This is a genomic window from Leclercia sp. LTM14, assembly GCF_023736175.1.
Taxonomy (GTDB): Bacteria; Pseudomonadota; Gammaproteobacteria; order Enterobacterales; family Enterobacteriaceae; genus Enterobacter; species Enterobacter barmai.
This window is the reverse complement of record NZ_JAIKTT010000002.1, coordinates 179,945-195,967: the sequence shown is the minus strand read 5'-3', so window position 1 is coordinate 195,967 and position 16,023 is coordinate 179,945. Positions and strand designations below refer to the sequence as shown.

15 protein-coding genes and 1 pseudogene are annotated in these 16,023 nt (G+C 57.4%); 7 read left to right on the top strand and 9 right to left on the bottom strand.

Going from position 1 to position 16,023, the window contains the following annotated elements; translation table 11 throughout:
- Positions 1-123 precede the first annotated feature (123 nt).
- From patD to K5I40_RS05280, 7 genes are all read right to left on the bottom strand, one after another.
- Entirely contained in the window at positions 124-1,548 is a 1,425-nt protein-coding gene (gene patD, locus K5I40_RS05310; protein ID WP_223075336.1) for an aminobutyraldehyde dehydrogenase, read from the bottom strand.
- Positions 1,549-1,572: 24 nt separating this feature from the next.
- Entirely contained in the window at positions 1,573-2,379 is an 807-nt protein-coding gene (locus K5I40_RS05305; RefSeq protein WP_138369045.1) for an ABC transporter permease, read from the bottom strand.
- Complete coding sequence (locus K5I40_RS05300) at positions 2,369-3,313, bottom strand: ABC transporter permease (protein WP_039028656.1); 945 nt, start codon at positions 3,311-3,313, stop codon at positions 2,369-2,371. Before K5I40_RS05300 ends, K5I40_RS05305 begins: the two co-directional genes overlap by 11 nt.
- Before the next feature lies 1 nt (position 3,314).
- Positions 3,315-4,328 (bottom strand): ABC transporter ATP-binding protein, encoded by a 1,014-nt coding sequence (locus K5I40_RS05295; RefSeq protein WP_223075337.1) that lies wholly within the window; start codon positions 4,326-4,328, stop codon positions 3,315-3,317.
- A gap of 17 nt (positions 4,329-4,345) precedes the next feature.
- The gene (gene ydcS / locus K5I40_RS05290; protein ID WP_223075338.1) at positions 4,346-5,491 is read right to left on the bottom strand and encodes a putative ABC transporter substrate-binding protein YdcS; all 1,146 of its coding nucleotides are present in this window, start codon (positions 5,489-5,491) and stop codon (positions 4,346-4,348) included.
- A gap of 291 nt (positions 5,492-5,782) precedes the next feature.
- Entirely contained in the window at positions 5,783-7,201 is a 1,419-nt protein-coding gene (locus K5I40_RS05285; RefSeq protein ID WP_223075339.1) for a PLP-dependent aminotransferase family protein, read from the bottom strand.
- 112 nt (positions 7,202-7,313) lie between these two features.
- Positions 7,314-7,502 (bottom strand): hypothetical protein, encoded by a 189-nt coding sequence (locus K5I40_RS05280; protein WP_039028652.1) that lies wholly within the window; start codon positions 7,500-7,502, stop codon positions 7,314-7,316.
- Between the two features lie 357 nt (positions 7,503-7,859).
- Here K5I40_RS05280 and K5I40_RS05275 point away from each other — a divergent pair, with 357 nt between their 5' ends.
- From K5I40_RS05275 to K5I40_RS05245, 7 genes and pseudogenes are all read left to right on the top strand, one after another.
- Positions 7,860-8,888 (top strand): LLM class flavin-dependent oxidoreductase, encoded by a 1,029-nt coding sequence (locus tag K5I40_RS05275; protein WP_223075340.1) that lies wholly within the window; start codon positions 7,860-7,862, stop codon positions 8,886-8,888.
- A gap of 182 nt (positions 8,889-9,070) precedes the next feature.
- Positions 9,071-9,553: an Hcp family type VI secretion system effector gene (locus K5I40_RS05270; protein WP_223075341.1), complete on the top strand. Its 483-nt coding sequence runs from the start codon at positions 9,071-9,073 to the stop codon at positions 9,551-9,553.
- The gene (locus K5I40_RS05265) at positions 9,550-10,029 is read left to right on the top strand and encodes a DUF2778 domain-containing protein (RefSeq protein WP_223075342.1); all 480 of its coding nucleotides are present in this window, start codon (positions 9,550-9,552) and stop codon (positions 10,027-10,029) included. The genes K5I40_RS05270 and K5I40_RS05265 overlap by 4 nt, the downstream gene beginning before the upstream one ends.
- A 450-nt stretch (positions 10,030-10,479) precedes the next feature.
- On the top strand, positions 10,480-11,886 hold the full coding sequence (locus tag K5I40_RS05260) for a cytochrome ubiquinol oxidase subunit I (RefSeq protein WP_223075343.1): 1,407 nt from the start codon (positions 10,480-10,482) through the stop codon (positions 11,884-11,886).
- Positions 11,886-12,895, top strand: a pseudogene (cydB, locus tag K5I40_RS05255) (cytochrome d ubiquinol oxidase subunit II). The gene K5I40_RS05260 and the pseudogene cydB overlap by 1 nt, the downstream one beginning before the upstream one ends.
- On the top strand, positions 12,895-13,023 hold the full coding sequence (locus K5I40_RS05250; RefSeq protein WP_032610877.1) for a DUF2474 domain-containing protein: 129 nt from the start codon (positions 12,895-12,897) through the stop codon (positions 13,021-13,023). The pseudogene cydB and the gene K5I40_RS05250 overlap by 1 nt, the downstream one beginning before the upstream one ends.
- A gap of 165 nt (positions 13,024-13,188) precedes the next feature.
- Complete coding sequence (locus K5I40_RS05245) at positions 13,189-13,419, top strand: DUF2554 family protein (protein ID WP_223075345.1); 231 nt, start codon at positions 13,189-13,191, stop codon at positions 13,417-13,419.
- On the opposite strand, the gene K5I40_RS05240 is transcribed toward K5I40_RS05245, so the two are convergent.
- Complete coding sequence (locus K5I40_RS05240) at positions 13,420-15,384, bottom strand: U32 family peptidase (protein ID WP_223075346.1); 1,965 nt, start codon at positions 15,382-15,384, stop codon at positions 13,420-13,422.
- Positions 15,385-15,464: 80 nt separating this feature from the next.
- A complete protein-coding gene (locus K5I40_RS05235) occupies positions 15,465-15,992 on the bottom strand; it encodes a helix-turn-helix domain-containing protein (protein WP_138369054.1) in 528 nt (175 codons plus the stop codon).
- Between the last annotated feature and the right edge of the window lie 31 nt (positions 15,993-16,023).

Sequence of the window (16,023 nt, the reverse complement as noted above, 5' to 3'; positions counted from 1 at the left end):
ACCAAACGATATATTTTCCAGCCTTGTAGGAGGTCGCTTTAATATTTTAACCAAGCCAATGTATTAAATAAAATATATTTTGTTCCGCCGGGTGCTAATGCCGCAACCGGCGGAAACGCAGGATCAGTGTTTGATCATGATATGGCGAACCACGGTGTAATCCTCCAGGCCATACACCGACATATCCTTGCCATAGCCAGACATTTTCATCCCGCCGTGAGGCATTTCACTCACCAGCATAAAGTGGGTGTTGACCCAGGTGCAGCCATACTGCAGATGGGCGCTGACGCGGTGCGCGCGGCCAACGTCCTGGGTCCATACCGAAGAGGCCAGCCCGTACTGTGAATCGTTGGCCCAGTTGAGGACCTGCTCTTCATCGTCGAACGCCGTTACGCTCACCACCGGGCCAAAGACTTCCCGCTGGACGATGGCATCCTCCTGCTTCGCCCCCGCCAGCACGGTAGGCTGGAACCAGTAGCCTTTGCCGTCGTGCTTGCTGCCGCCGGTGATCACCTGCACATGCCCCAGCGCCTTTGCCTCATCCACCGCTTTGCACACCCGATCCAGGTGCGCCTGAGAGCTTAGCGGGCCCAGTTCGGTGCTTTCGTCATCTGGCGCGCCGATTTTCAGGCTCGAGACCGCGGCCCCCAGCTTTTCAACCAGCGCGTTGTAGATCCCTTTTTGGGCGTAAATGCGGCAGGCGGCGGTGCAGTCCTGCCCGGCGTTGTAGAATCCGAAGGTGCGAACGCCCTCCACTACGGCGTCGAGATCGGCATCGTCAAAGACAATCACCGGCGCTTTGCCGCCCAGCTCCATATGGGTGCGCTTAATCGTCGAGGCGGTATGGCCGATGATGTGCTCCCCGGTAGCGATTGAACCGGTGAGCGACACCATTCGCACCTTGTCGTGCCCGGTGAGCGGGTCGCCAACGGTTTTACCCCGGCCGAACAGGACGTTGAGGACCCCGGCCGGGAAGATATCTTTTGCCAGCTCCGCCAGTTTGAGCGCCGTGAGCGGCGTAATCTCGGACGGTTTGAGCACTACGCAGTTACCGGCGGCCAGCGCGGGGGCCAGCTTCCACGCCGCCATCATCAGGGGATAGTTCCAGGGTGCGATTGACGCCACCACCCCCACCGGATCGCGGCGGATCATTGAGGTATGGCCCTCAAGATATTCTCCCGCCGCCGAGCCGTGGAGGGTGCGCGCCGCCCCGGCAAAGAAGCGGAACACATCGGCAATGGCCGGGATCTCATCGCCTTTAACGCAGTGCAGCGGCTTGCCGCAGTTTTGCGACTCCAGCCCCGCTAAGGCGTCGGCATTGTCTTCAATGGTGTCCGCCAGTTTCAGGAGGCATTCGGCGCGGCTTTTCGGCGTGGTACGTCCCCAGCTGGCGAACGCCCGGTCGGCGGCCTGCACGGCGGCATCCACCTGAGCCGCCGAGGCTTCGGCGATCTCCAGCAGCACCTCGCCGGTGGCAGGGTTATAGACCGGCTGCTTTTCCCCTTCGCCGTTGACCAGTTCACCATTTATCAGCAGTTGAGTTTGCATAGCATTTTCCTGTTGAAATCAATGTTATTTGCCGCTTCCGGCTAGGTTTTCGCCGTCGCGGGTTAGCCACCAGGCCCCCAGAATTGGAATGGCGGTCACCAGCATCACCAGCAGTGCCACCACGTTAGTTATCGGGACATCACGCGGGCGTCCGAGCTGATTTAGCAGCCACAGCGGTAACGTCCGCTCGTGTCCGGCGGTAAAGGTCGTCACGATGATCTCATCGAACGACAGGGCAAACGCCAGCATTCCCCCCGCCAGCAGCGCAGACCCGAGATTGGGCAGAACCACGTAGCGGAAGGTTTGCCAGCCGTTCGCGCCCAGATCCATAGAGGCTTCAACCAGGCTCCAGGATGTGCGCCGGAAACGGGCAATCACATTATTGAACACCACCACCACGCAAAACGTGGCGTGACCGAGAATGATGGTAAAGAAACCGGGCTCCAGGTTGATGGCTTTGAAGGCCGTCAGCAGCGCCAGACCGGTGATGATCCCCGGCAGAGCGATGGGCAGGATCAGCATCAGCGACACGGCGTTTTTGCCGAAGAAATCCCGACGCCATAACGCCGCGGCCGCCAGGGTGCCCAGCACCAGCGCAATGGCGGTAGAGAGCGCGGCGATCTTGAGTGACAACGTCACCGATTCGATGATGTCACTGCGCCCTGCTGCGGCGCTGAACCACTTCAGGGTCAGCCCCTGGGGCGGGAAACTGAACGCCGCATCCTCGGTATTAAAAGCATAGATGGCAATAATCAGCAGCGGGAAGTGCAGGAAGATCACCCCGCCCCAGGTGGCTATTTTCAGAAACAGAGGCGCGCGTTCAGAGTGCATCAAAGGCTCCCAGGCGCTTCACGAACGCCAGATAAACAGTAATGAGCACAATCGGCACTAATGTAAAGGCCGCCGCCATTGGCATATTGCCAATCGCCCCCTGCTGGGAGTAGACCATCTGGCCGATAAAGTAGCCCGGCGGACCCACCAGCTGCGGTACGATAAAGTCGCCCAGCGTCAGGGAGAAGGTAAAAATCGACCCGGCGGCGATGCCCGGGATCGCCAGCGGCAGGACGACGTAGCGGAAGGTCTGCCGTGGGCGGGCACCCAGGTCAGCCGAGGCCTGCAGCAGCGACGGCGGCAGACGCTCCAGCGCCGCCTGCACCGGCAGGATCATAAACGGCAGCCAGATATAGACGAACACCAGGAAGCGCCCCAGCCCGGAGGTGGAGAGCGTACTGCCACCCACGCCCGGCACCGTCAGCAGCGAGGTCAGCAGCGGCTCCAGCCCCATATGGCTGAGGAACCACTGCGCTACGCCGTCTTTCGCCAGCAGCAGCGTCCAGGCGTAGGCCTTGACGATATAGCTGGCCCACATCGGCAGCATCACCGCGATATAGAAGAACGCTTTCCACTTCCCGCTGGTGTAGCGCGCCATATACCAGGCCATCGGAAAGGCCAGAATGGCGCTGCCGATGGTGACGGCAATCGCCATCGTCAGGGTTCGCAGGATGATGTCGTAGTTGGCGGGATTGAACAGCGCGCGGATGTTGGCGAAGGTCAGATCTGGCGTCACCGCCATGGTGAAGTCATCAAAGGTGTAGAACCCCTGCCACAGCAGGGCAAACAGCGACCCGAGATAGACGATGCCGAACCACATCAGCGGCCCGAGCAGGAGTAAAAACAGACCCAGCGACGGCCTGCGCCAGAACAGCGCCGACAGACGCCCCGGCAGGCCGTGGGAGGCCGGTGGAGGTGACACGCTCATGTCCATCTCACCCCTCCTCATTCAGCGGCACCATGGCGTCGCGCGCCCACGAGGCGGTGACCAGCTGGCCGGGCTCAACCCCCGAAACCTGGGTCAAACCGCTCAGGTTGGCCTGGCTTACCAGCAGTTTCTCCCCTTCGGCAAGACGCAGCTCGTAGCGGGTGGCCGCTCCCTGGAACTGAACCGCCTGCACCTGGCCCTGTACCTGAATTTCACCCTGCCCGTCCAGACGGATATGCTCCGGGCGCAGGGAGTAGCTGCCGGACATACCGCAGACGCGCCGTGCCGTCGCGTCGGTAAAGACGTTCGAGGTGCCGACGAAGCTGGCGACAAAGGGCGTGCGCGGGCGCAGATAGAGCTCGCGCGGGGTATCCACCTGCTCAATACGCCCGTTGTTAAACACCGCCACCCGGTCAGACATCGACAGCGCTTCGCCCTGATCGTGGGTGACGAAAATAAAGGTGATCCCCAGCTCCTGCTGCAGCTTTTTCAGCTCAAACTGCATCTGCTCGCGCAGCTTAAGATCCAGCGCGCCGAGAGGTTCATCCAGCAGCAAAACCCGGGGCTGATTGACCAGCGCCCGGGCAATCGCCACCCGCTGGCGCTGGCCACCGGAGAGCTGCGAGGGCTTGCGCGCTTCGGCAAAGCTGAGCCCGACCTTCTCCAGCGCTTCCCGCGCCTGGGCCTGGCGGGTGGATTTGTTGATCCCTTTAACCATCAGCCCGTAGGCCACGTTCTCAAGGATCGACATGTGGGGAAAGAGCGCATAGTCCTGAAAGACGGTGTTGACGTCGCGCTCCCAGGGCGGAAGCAGGCTGGCGTCTTTACCGAAAATGGAAATCGTGCCGCCGCTCAGCTGTTCGAAACCGGCAATCAGGCGCAGGCAGGTGGTTTTGCCGGAGCCCGAAGGCCCCAGCATGGAGAAAAACTCGCCGTCACGTATCCGGATCGTCACCCCATCCACCGCACGCACGTCGCCATACAGGCGTGAGACTTCGTTAAACTCGACTGCGTACGTCATAATCCGCTCCCTGGCGCTTAACGACCGCCCATAATGGCGATGTAGTCCTGAACCCAGCGGCTGTACGGAACGAATTTCCCGCCGTTGGCGGTCGGCGTTTTCCAGAACATGATTTTGTCGAAATAGTTATAGCCGTTGGTTTCGCAGCCCTTGTCGCCGAGCAGGGTGCTGGCTTTACAGCCTTCCGCCACCACCGGCAGCGAGCCGAACCACCCCGCCAGATCGCCCTGCACTTTCGGCGTCAGGGACCAGTTCATCCACTTATAGGCGCACATCGGGTGTTTGGCGTCGGCGTGCAGCATGGTGGTATCCGCCCAGCCCGTAACGCCCTCTTTCGGGAAGACGGTGCCAATCGGCTGATTCTCACCTTTCAGGGCGTTGGCCTGATACGGCCAGGCGCTGGAGGCCACCACCCCTTCGTTTTTGAAATCACTCATCTGGACGGTGGTGTCGTGCCAGTAGCGGTGGATAAGCGCATGCTGATCTTTGAGCACCTTCACCACCGCCGCGTACTGTTTCTCCGTCAGCTGGTAGGGGTCGGTGATGCCCAGATCCGGCTGGGTGGCTTTGACGTACAGCGCCGCATCGGCCACGTAAATCGGGCCATCGTAGGCCTGGACGCGCCCTTTGTTGGTTTTGCCATCCGGCAGGTTTTGCTCTTTAAACACCACAGCCCAGCTGTCAGGCGGCGTCGGGAAGGTTTTGGTGTTGTACATCAGCAGGTTTGGGCCCCACTGGTAGGGTGTGCCGTACGCTTTGCCGTCGACGTTAAACCACTCGCCTTTGACGATGCGCGGGTCGATGGTTTTCCAGTTGGGGATTAAATCGGGATTGATCGGCTGCACGCGTTTGCCCATGATCAGGCGCAGGGAGGCGTCGCCGGAAGCGGTGACCAGGTCATAACCGCCCTTCGCCATCAGGCTGACCATCTCATCCGAGGTGGCAGCGGTTTTAACGTTAACTTTACAGCCGGTCTCTTTTTCAAACTGGGTGACCCAGTCGTAGTTTTTATCGGTTTCACCCCGTTCGATATAGCCCGGCCAGGCAATGATATCCAGCCGCCCTTCACCCTTGCCGATCTCTTTTGGAGGCTCTGCCGCCTGCGCAGTCAAAATAGTCATGCCGAGCGCACACAGGCTGCTACGGGCAAATTTTTTGCTCATACGTAATACTCCTGTCGTAATGAAATCAGACGGCAGCCGTGCCGGTAGAATATCTCCTTAATTAAACGTAGACCGCGCCATTGCGGCGCACCCGGCAGGCCTGAGAAATTTCACCAGGTTGTGACCGGGGGCGCATTCCCCGGTAACTGGATTATAGACAAGGGGTTAGCAGACGAAGGGGTTATGCATATTTCCTATGAGCGATAATAAAAAACGCCGCAAATTAATTGCGGCGTGATTAACGGGATAAGAAATAATTATTCAGACCGGCAGATCAATAGCGCAAAAAACCTATTTTTGATTTTTTAACATCTCGCTAATTATCCGCGCTAACTGGATCACCGCCTGCTCTTCCCGCTCCCCCCAGGCCCACGAGGTATTAAAGCGGAAAAACGGCGTCCAGGTATCGGAGGTGGAAAACATTTTACCCGGGGCGATGCTGATGTGATGCCCCAGCGCCCGGGCGCTAAGTTCCCCGGCATCCAGCGGCGCGGGCAGTTCCAGCCATAAGAAGTAGCCGCTGTCGCTATGGTGAATTTTCACCTCGGCGGGCAGATGGCGCAGCAGCGCCTGCCACGCCTGCTGTTTGCGGTCGGCCAGGGTACGGCGCAGACGCCTGAGATGGGCGTCGTAGCGTTTGGTGGCGAGATAATCCACCAGCGCCAGCTGCATCGGCGAACTGGTGGATAAGGTGCTCATCAGCTGAAGCTGCTGGATGCGGCGTGCATGTTTCCCGGCGGCGACCCAGCCAATACGAAATCCGGCCACCAGGCATTTGGAGAACGACGAGCAGTGCAGCGTCATGTCGTTTCGATCCCAGGCTTTCGCCGGGAGCGGCTTTTCACGTCCGTAATAGAGCTCGCTGTAGACATCATCTTCAATCAGCGTGACGTTGTGCTGCGCGAGCAAGGCGATAAGCTGCGCTTTCTTTTCGGCACTGAGGGTAAAGCCCAGCGGGTTCTGCCCGTTGGTCATCAGCCAGCAGGCTTTCACCGGGTAGTCGTTCAGAGCCTGAGCCAGCGCGTTAAGATCGATCCCGTCGCGCACGTCGGTGGCGACCGACAGCGCCTTGAGCTTCAGCCTCTCCAGCGCCTGCAGCGCGCCGTAGAAACAGGGGTTTTCGACGATAACCCAGTCGCCCGGTTCGGTCACCGCCTGCAGGCTGAGATTGAGGGCTTCGAGCGCCCCGGCGGTAATAACGATTTCATCCGGGGAGATATTCATCCCCTGCTGGGCATAGCGGCGGGCGATGGCATGGCGCAGATCGACGTTCCCCGGCGGCAGGTTTTCGATCACGCTCATGGCGGTAGCGGTTTTGCTGACGTTGGCCAGGGAGCGGTTCAGCTGCTGTAAGGGAAAGAGGCGTGGATCGGGAAAGGCCGAGGCAAACGGCACCACTGAGGGATCGCGGCTGGCCTGCAGGACGTCGAAGATATAGGTATTGATATCGACCGCCTCGTCGCGCATCACCTGCGCGGGCGGCACCGGCTGATGTCCGCTGGGACGTGCCGCGACGTAATACCCCGACTGGGGACGCGCCACAATGTGCCCCTGGCTCTCCAGCATCTGGTACGCATGACCGACGGTCATAAAGCTCATTCCGCTGCTGGTCACCTGCTCGCGCAGCGAGGGAAGCTTATCGCCGGGCTGCCAGACGCCGAGTTCGATCTGCGAAATGATTTGCTGCGCCAGGCGCTGGTATTTTTTCATCGAGTTCTCCTTGCTGCGTTCCATAGTATATCAGCAGGAGAAAAAAGGCAGAATTAATAAACTGTTATAGGTGTGAGGGGGATGTCAGCAGGCGTGACGGCGCCTGGCTGGATTACTTACGCAGCTCAAACGGCACCTGGCGGGCATGACGGGAGGCCGCTAAGTGGTCGAGGGTGATCATGGACGATTTGCAGAAAATGCACTTTGCGCCGTGTGGATTTTTTTCAGACACGTCAAAAATGGAAGTGCGGAACTGCGAGCCATGACAGCATGGGCAACGAAAATGGATAGTAGAACTCATGTAAATCTCCTGTACGTATACACGTAAAACTAATGGGCCTTAAAGGCAAAAGGGTCTGAGACAAAACTAATCAGAGCGTAAAGATAAAACCCAGGAGCGACTGTGGAGAGGCACAACGTGATGAGAGATGCTTTAAATACTGCTTAGATATTTTTTGGATTTCAAACCGAAAGAGCATTAACGCATGAATCCAGGAAGGAGGCAAGCGTTATTTACGCTAAAATTCTGTCGGTTACGCGACTCGCTGTATTCATTCAATTTTTTTGATGGGTTCTGTGAAATAAACGGCATTTCATCTCTTTACGTAATCCGTAAAGTAACGATCACGCTATTTCTCTTACATCAGGAAAACCCGGAATGAAAAAGATCGGTTTTTTATCATTTGGTCACTGGACCCCGTCGCCGCAGTCCGGCACCCGCAGCGCCGCTGACGCGCTGCTGCAGTCCATCGATCTGGCGGTCGCCGCCGAAGAGCTGGGTGCCGATGGCGCTTATTTCCGGGTGCACCATTTTGCCCGTCAGCTCGCCTCCCCCTTCCCGCTGCTGGCGGCGATTGGCGCGAAAACCAGCCGGATTGAGATTGGCACCGGCGTTATCGACATGCGCTATGAGAACCCGCTCTATATGGCGGAAGATGCGGGCTCGGCCGATTTGATCGCCGGCGGGCGCTTGCAGCTGGGTATCAGCCGCGGCTCCCCGGAACAGGTGATCGACGGCTGGCGCTACTTTGGCTACGTGCCGGGCGAAGGTGAAAACGAGTCGGATATGGCGCGTCGTCACACCGAAGTATTGCTGGACGTGCTGCGCGGCGAAGGCTTTGCCAAACCCAACCCGCAGCCGATGTTCCCTAACCCGCCGGGACTGCTGCGCGTTGAGCCGCATTCCGAAGGGCTGCGGGATCGCATCTGGTGGGGCGCAGGCTCCAATGCCACCGCCGTATGGGCCGCTAAGCTGGGGATGAACCTGCAAAGCTCCACCCTGAAAGACGACGAAACCGGCGAGCCATTCCATATCCAGCAGGCAAAACAGATCCGCGCCTACCGGGAAGCCTGGGCCGAAGCGGGACACACCCGCACGCCGCGCGTCTCGGTCAGCCGCAGCATTTTCGCCCTGATGGACGATCGCGATCGGATGTACTTCGGCTCCAGCCGTAACGAAAGCGATAGCGTGGGCTATCTGGATGAGAAAACCCGCGCCATCTTCGGGCGCAGCTACGCCGCCGAACCTGACAAACTGATTGCCCAGCTGAAACAGGATGAAGCCATCGCCGAAGCGGACACGCTGTTACTGACCGTACCGAATCAGCTGGGTGTGGAATATAACGTGCACGTGATTGAGTCGATTCTGAAGCATGTGGCACCAGCTATGGGCTGGCGTGACGCGTAAATACCGGGATGTCTCGCGTAATGGTATTACGCGAGACATTAATAGTTGATTGTTTATGTCAGTTACTTATATAACTGACTGATATATTTGCAATAACTATGGCACATTATGCCTGGCCATTGTCCTAAAACCGTTGTTAAGTAATGGCTGTTTTTTTAGCTTACTGACAAAAGGAGTTTGGCATGGCAATTCCGGCGTACTTGTGGTTAAAAGATGATGGCGGGGCAGATATCCGCGGTTCTGTTGATGTTCGTCATCGCGAAGGCAGTATTGAAATATTTGGATTTGGCCACGGTCTTCATTTACCTACAGACAGCAACACTGGAAAGATAACGGGTACGCGTATCCACAGCGCGTTAGTTTTTGAAAAAGAGTTCGATTCTTCTAGTCCTTATCTTTATAAAGCTGTTGCCCATGGGCAAACCCTGAAGTCAGCTGAATTTAAATGGTATCGCATTAATTACGCGGGACTGGAAGAAGAGTACTTTAATATGCTCCTCGAAGGGGTAAAAGTCGTATCTGTTTGCCCGCTCATGCATGATGTAAAAAATCCTTCAACTGTTAAACACAACCATCTTGAATCAATCGCCCTGCGCTATGAAAAAATCACGTGGAAACACTGTGACGGGAATATCATTTTTTCCGATGCGTGGAATGAAAGATGATTCGTTGCACATTTCATTTGAATGGTGGGCAGTTGTCTACCCTGAGTTGTCCGGGGGTCGGGTTCTTTCCTGCATATTCTGGACACGCCGGAGCCAACAGAAATAATCCAGATTCTGTTGCCTTGAAAAAGAAAGGGCCATTGCCTCCTGGGAAATATTTCATTGTTACTCGTTACCGTGGAGGTCTCGGTTCCCGTTGGCACGATATGTTCAAAGAACTTGAAAGTGGTTCAAACCGTGACTTTTGGTTTGCACTTTACCGGGACGATGGGGTTTTCGATGACTCAACATTTATAGAAAACGTAGAGCGCGGTGCTTTTCGTCTTCATCCAGCAGGCAGTTCAGGAATTAGTGAAGGATGTATTACATTGCCAAATCATTCCCACTATCGAATTCTCCATCATGCATTGTTAAGCACAGGTTCTTTGCCTATTACAGCCGAGCTTAAAGCATTTGGCACAATACAGGTCTATTAATGAAACCCAGCACCAGCGTAGTTATATGGTTAACAGAGTTAGCTCTTCTGTGTCTCGTTTATTCTTTTATTTGTCTCGTTATGCCCGACGTCTGGTTATATGACATCTACACAGATACGTTTGGTTTTCTGACCGAGGCTCAGTGGTACGATCGTTACATATTTGCTTTGTCCATTTTATCTCTGTTGTTTACCACGCTTTTAATCTGGCTGTTCGCTCGCTACAGGTTTAAGCGTCATACCCGTAGAGAATAACGCCCAAACACAATGCCAGCGCCTAGGCCCGTGCAAGCGAAGCGCCGCCGGGCAATAAGTCCATCGACTATAACAGTCCCGGTTAACTCACCATTTCATTCAAACTGTTATAGATAAATTCCTCGTTTCTGTCTCTGATACTCACTTTTGCGCTGATTTACCATAACAGACACACCGATTGACCTTGAGGCTGTGCATGTTTGGTTTAGATGCGTTTCACCTGGCGAGGATCCAGTTTGCGTTTACTGTCTCCTTCCACATTATTTTCCCGGCGATCACCATTGGTCTCGCCAGCTATCTGGCGGTGCTGGAGGGGTTATGGCTGACAAGCAAAAACCCCGTCTGGCGCTCGCTGTACCATTTCTGGTCGAAGATCTTCGCCGTCAACTTTGGCATGGGCGTGGTCTCCGGGCTGGTGATGGCCTACCAGTTTGGCACCAACTGGAGCGGCTTTTCCCAGTTCGCGGGCAGCATTACCGGCCCGCTGCTGACCTATGAAGTGCTGACCGCGTTCTTCCTCGAAGCCGGTTTTCTGGGCGTGATGCTCTTCGGCTGGAACAAAGTTGGGCCGGGGCTGCACTTCTTTGCCACCTGCATGGTGGCGCTGGGCACTATCATCTCCACCTTCTGGATCCTTGCCTCGAACAGCTGGATGCAGACGCCGCAGGGCTTTGAGATCGTCAACGGCCAGGTGGTGCCGGTGGACTGGTTCGCGGTGGTGTTTAACCCCTCCTTCCCCTATCGCCTGCTGCATATGTCCATTGCCGCGTTCCTCAGCAGCGCGCTGTTTGTCGCAGCATCTGCGGCCTGGCACCTGCTGCGCGGAAACAACACCCCCGCCATTCGCCGCATGTTCTCGATGGCGCTGTGGATGACGCTGATCGTCGCCCCCATTCAGGCGATGGTCGGGGATATGCATGGCCTCAACACCCTCAAGCATCAGCCGGCCAAAATTGCCGCTATCGAAGGCCACTGGGAGAACCCGCCCGGCGAGCCGACCCCGCTGCTGCTGTTCGGCTGGCCGGATATGGAGCAGGAGCGCACCCGCTACGGGCTGGAGATCCCGGCGCTCGGCAGCCTGATCCTCACCCACAGTCTGAATAAGCAGGTTCCGGCGCTGAAGGAGTTCCCGAAAGAGGATCGCCCCAACTCTACCATCGTCTTCTGGTCGTTCCGCATTATGGCCGGGCTGGGCATGCTGATGCTGCTGCTGGGTGCCGTCGCCCTGTGGCTGCGCTACAAGCAGCGGCTCTACCACTCCCGGCCGTTCCTGTGGTTTGCCCTGTTGATGGGGCCGTCGGGACTCATTGCCATTCTCGCCGGGTGGGTGACTACCGAGGTAGGCCGCCAGCCATGGGTGGTGTACGGGCTACAGCGCACTAAAGACGCGGTCTCCGCTCACGGCGACCTGCACATGAGCGTCAGCCTGCTGGCCTTTATCGTGGTCTACACCTCGGTGTTTGGCGTCGGCTACAGCTACATGGTGCGTCTGATTAAAAAGGGGCCGCAGGAAGAAGAGACCTTCCCGACCGAAAACGACGGTCGCCCGGCCCGCCCGCTCTCGGCTGCGAGCACTGAGTTTACTACCAAGGAGACACCATAATGGGAATCGATCTCTCGCTGATCTGGTTTGTGATTATCGTCTTCGCCACCCTGATGTACATTGTGATGGACGGCTTTGATCTCGGCATTGGCATTCTGTTTCCCGCGATTCAGGACGCGGACGATCGGGATGTGATGGTCAACAGCGTCGCCCCGGTGTGGGACGGGAACGAAACCTGGCTGGTGCTGGGCGGGGCCGCGCTGTTTGGCGCCTTTCCGCTGGCCTACGCGGTGATCATCGATGCCCTGACCATCCCGCTGACCTTGATGCTGATTGGGCTGATTTTCCGCGGCGTAGCGTTTGAGTTCCGCTTCAAGGCGACGCCCGCGCACCGCCCCTTCTGGGATAAGGCGTTTATTGGCGGCTCCCTGCTCGCCACCTTCACCCAGGGCGTGGTCGTGGGCGCGGTGATCAACGGTTTTCCGGTTTCAGGCCGCGCCTATGCAGGCGGTCCATTCGACTGGTTCACGCCGTTCAACCTGTTCTGCGGCCTGGGACTGGCAGTAGCCTATGCCTTTTTAGGCGCCACCTGGCTGGTGATGAAAAGCGAAAACCCGCTGCAGAGCCGGATGCGACAGGTCTCTAAACGCCTGCTGCTGGCGCTGCTGGCGATCATCGCGGTTATCAGCCTCTGGACACCGCTGGCGCATCCGGCCATCGCCGAGCGCTGGTTTAGCCTGCCAAACCTGTTCTTCCTGTTGCCGGTACCGTGCTGGTCGTCATTCTGGGGCTGTGGCAGTGGCGTAGCCTGAATAACCCGCACAGCCACCATCTGCCGTTTGTATTGACCCTCGGGTTAATCTTCCTGGGCTTTAGCGGGCTTGGGATCAGCATCTGGCCGCACATCATTCCGCCGTCCATTACCTTATGGCAGGCCGCTGCGCCGGCACAGAGTCAGGGCTTTATGCTGGTGGGGGCGCTGTTTATTATCCCGATCATCCTTGTCTACACTTTCTGGAGCTACTACGTATTTCGCGGAAAAGTCCAGCCTGGGGAGGGCTATCACTGATGAATCAACCTGTCTGGAAACGCCTGATGTGGATGGTGATTATCTGGGGCGGCAGCGTGTTAGCGCTGGCGCTGGTGGGAATGTTTTTCCGGGTGCTGATGACGGCGGCGGGGTTTAAGTCTCACTGATTTTCACCCTCACCCTAACCCTCTCCCTGGAAGGGAGAGGGGATAGTCTGGCGCCCTTCTTACCCACGAATCCTGACAAAACCTTTCCTGCCTTTGAAGAGCTGAATAATAACCAGACGTAACTATTGGCATCATACCGGGCAAACGTAACCGGATGGTGGCAAGATGTTTACAAGAGCGTTATCGATAATGTTACTGACCTGTGCGCTATTTTCGGGTCAGCTGATGGCAGGCCACAAAGGGCACGCGTTTTTTTGGGTGAAGAACGTCGAGCAGCAGTTACGCCACGAGGCGGACAGCGATGAGCTGCGGGTAGCAGCAGAGGAGTCGGCTGACGGCTTGCGCGAACATCACCACTGGCAGAAGTCGCGCAAACCGGATACTCATTTTCGCTAATTAACTGCCTTTACGCTTCGGCAGCGTTTTCAGCAGATCGTCAGGGCTGACGGAGGCCACCACGCTGCCCGGCTGAGGCATTTTGAAGATATGGTTTTTCATCTTGCCGATGACGTGCATTTCGCACGGACGGCAGTCAAATTTCAGGGTTAACACCTCATCACCATTCACCAGCTGCATCGGCGTCGCTTTCCAGCTTTTGATATTGCCCTTCGCCTGTTTCGGGCACAGATTGAAGGCGAAGCGCAGGCAGTGCTTGGTGATCATCACCGGCACGTCGCCCTTCTCTTCATGGGCTTCATAGGCGGCGTCTATCAGCTCCACGCCGTAGCGCTGATAGAACGCCCGCGCTTTATGGTTGTAGACGTTCGCCAGGAACGAGAGATGCGTATCCGGGTAGACCGGCGGCGGCACGGAGACCGGTTTGCGGCTGCCGCGAGGGTAGTTTTCCAGACGCGCCGCGTCCAGCATCTCTGCCGTTTCACGACGGAACTGGTTCAGCAGGCTGTTAGGCACAAACAGCGCACCCGGCAGATTGACCTGAATATCACGCGCGTAATAGATGGTCTGACCCAGTTTAGCGACACCGTCTTTCAGGTTGTTCAGCGCTTTTTCGGCGTTGTTCGCCACCTCAAACTGCCCGTCCAGGGTGTGAGTCACGCTGGTGCCATCTTCGCTGGTCATGGTGAGGATCAGCTGCTCTTCCCAGCCGCCCAGCTCGATATCCACCGCAATGCGACGCTCGCTGGAGGTTTTCAGCAGCGCCTGCTGCCAGTTGTGGTCGAGGTTACGATTAAGCGCCGCATGCGGACGCGCTTTATACAGGTCGGCAGGCATCTCGTTCGGCCAGACGCGGTAGCGGTTTTCTGCGGTTTTTTCTACCGTATTGGCGCGGAAGCCGACCACTTCACGCTTGATCATCACGTTCAGACCGTCGCCGTTGGCCAGCGGTTCGGTCACTTCTACGTCCAGATACTCTTTCGTCACCTTCAGCACTTCGCCCACCGGCAGGCCGATAAACTTCGGTGAATCGAATGCGCCGATATCATCTTTACGCGCGTTCACGAAGTAATCGGTGCTGCCGCGATGGAAGGTCTTGTCGGTGGACGGAATAAAGAAGTGCTCGGTGCGCCCGGCAGAGCTGCGCGCCAGACCGCCGCGATCCTCAATAATGGCATCGAGCATCTGACGGTAATGGGCGGTGATGTTTTTCACGTAGCTCATATCTTTGTAGCGCCCTTCAATCTTGAAGGACTGCACGCCCGCGTCGATCAGCGCGCCCAGGTTGGCGGTCTGGTCGTTGTCTTTCATCGACAGAAGGTGTTTTTCAAAAGCGACCACGCGGCCCTGATCGTCTTTCAGGGTGTACGGCAGACGACAGGCCTGGGAGCAGTCGCCGCGGTTGGCGCTGCGCCCGGTGTGGGCGTGGGAGATGTTGCACTGGCCGGAGTAAGCCACGCACAGGGCGCCGTGAATAAAGAACTCGATAGTGGCGTCGGTCGCCTGGCGGATGTCGCGGATCTGATTGAGGTTCAGCTCGCGGGCCAGCACGATCTGGGTAAAGCCCGCGTCCGACAGGAATTTCGCCTTCTCTACGCTGCGGATATCGCACTGGGTACTGGCGTGCAGCTCAATCGGCGGGATATCCATTTCGAGGACGCCCATATCCTGGACGATCAGCGCGTCGACGCCGGTCTGGTACAGATCGGTGATCAGACGCTGCGCCGGTTCCAGTTCATCATCATGAAGAATGGTGTTCAGGGTCACGAACACTTTCGCGCCAAAACGGTGGGCGAACGGCACCAGGTCGGCGATATCGCGCAGGCTGTTGCTGGCATTATGGCGGGCGCCAAATCCAGGGCCGCCGATATAGACCGCATCGGCACCGTGAAGGATCGCTTCACGGGCAATGGCGGCGTCACGAGCCGGGCTTAAAAGTTCAAGATGATGGGATGGCAGGCGCATACTTCGTCGTTATCCGTTATGGTCAAAATGGCGGCTATTGTAGTCAGAAGTATGGGCCAGTGAAACAGTTTTGCGTGCCTTTAGCGGGGATAATGGATGAGTGAGTGAAAGTGCACCGTCTGGCCGCTGCTGTTGCGGTAGGCGTGCGGTTTATCCCCGGCAAATCGCAGGCCGGTATCGGGCATAAGTGTCTGCCAGACGCCGTCGATCTGCATCTCCAGCTCGCCGCTGATCACCACGACGTGCTCAATCACCCCCGCCTCGTGCGGCGTGGATTCGCTGAGCGCGCCCGGCGCCAGGGTAATGGAAAAATGATCGTACTTCAGCGCGTCATCCCATGGGAACAGCGGTTTCACCACCATCGCCTGCTGCTGGGGATCAAACACAGCCGGGTTCTCCGCTTCGGGGGTGATAAAGGTCGAGAACGGCACGTTAAGCCCGGTGGCAATTTTCCACAGCGTCGAAACCGTCGGGCTGGATTCGTTGCGTTCCACCTGGCCGAGCATCGCTTTCGACACCCCGGTCTCTTCTGCCAGCTTTGACAGGCTCCAGCCGCGCGCCTGACGCAGCGTTTTCAGTGTGATGGCAAGATGTTGTGTGATGTCCATGGTCCCTCCCGTTGCCGCGAGTGTAGCACTT

What these genes read in the sequence shown, in the direction of transcription:
- patD (WP_223075336.1), bottom strand. Translation starts at nt 1,548, where the DNA reads ATGCAAACTCAACTGCTGATAAATGGTGAACTGGTCAACGGCGAAGGG.
- K5I40_RS05305 (WP_138369045.1), bottom strand. Translation starts at nt 2,379, where the DNA reads ATGCACTCTGAACGCGCGCCTCTGTTTCTGAAAATAGCCACCTGGGGC.
- K5I40_RS05300 (WP_039028656.1), bottom strand. Translation starts at nt 3,313, where the DNA reads ATGGACATGAGCGTGTCACCTCCACCGGCCTCCCACGGCCTGCCGGGG.
- K5I40_RS05295 (WP_223075337.1), bottom strand. Translation starts at nt 4,328, where the DNA reads ATGACGTACGCAGTCGAGTTTAACGAAGTCTCACGCCTGTATGGCGAC.
- ydcS (WP_223075338.1), bottom strand. Translation starts at nt 5,491, where the DNA reads ATGAGCAAAAAATTTGCCCGTAGCAGCCTGTGTGCGCTCGGCATGACT.
- K5I40_RS05285 (WP_223075339.1), bottom strand. Translation starts at nt 7,201, where the DNA reads ATGAAAAAATACCAGCGCCTGGCGCAGCAAATCATTTCGCAGATCGAA.
- K5I40_RS05280 (WP_039028652.1), bottom strand. Translation starts at nt 7,502, where the DNA reads ATGAGTTCTACTATCCATTTTCGTTGCCCATGCTGTCATGGCTCGCAG.
- K5I40_RS05275 (WP_223075340.1), top strand. Translation starts at nt 7,860, where the DNA reads ATGAAAAAGATCGGTTTTTTATCATTTGGTCACTGGACCCCGTCGCCG.
- K5I40_RS05270 (WP_223075341.1), top strand. Translation starts at nt 9,071, where the DNA reads ATGGCAATTCCGGCGTACTTGTGGTTAAAAGATGATGGCGGGGCAGAT.
- K5I40_RS05265 (WP_223075342.1), top strand. Translation starts at nt 9,550, where the DNA reads ATGATTCGTTGCACATTTCATTTGAATGGTGGGCAGTTGTCTACCCTG.
- K5I40_RS05260 (WP_223075343.1), top strand. Translation starts at nt 10,480, where the DNA reads ATGTTTGGTTTAGATGCGTTTCACCTGGCGAGGATCCAGTTTGCGTTT.
- K5I40_RS05250 (WP_032610877.1), top strand. Translation starts at nt 12,895, where the DNA reads ATGAATCAACCTGTCTGGAAACGCCTGATGTGGATGGTGATTATCTGG.
- K5I40_RS05245 (WP_223075345.1), top strand. Translation starts at nt 13,189, where the DNA reads ATGTTTACAAGAGCGTTATCGATAATGTTACTGACCTGTGCGCTATTT.
- K5I40_RS05240 (WP_223075346.1), bottom strand. Translation starts at nt 15,384, where the DNA reads ATGCGCCTGCCATCCCATCATCTTGAACTTTTAAGCCCGGCTCGTGAC.
- K5I40_RS05235 (WP_138369054.1), bottom strand. Translation starts at nt 15,992, where the DNA reads ATGGACATCACACAACATCTTGCCATCACACTGAAAACGCTGCGTCAG.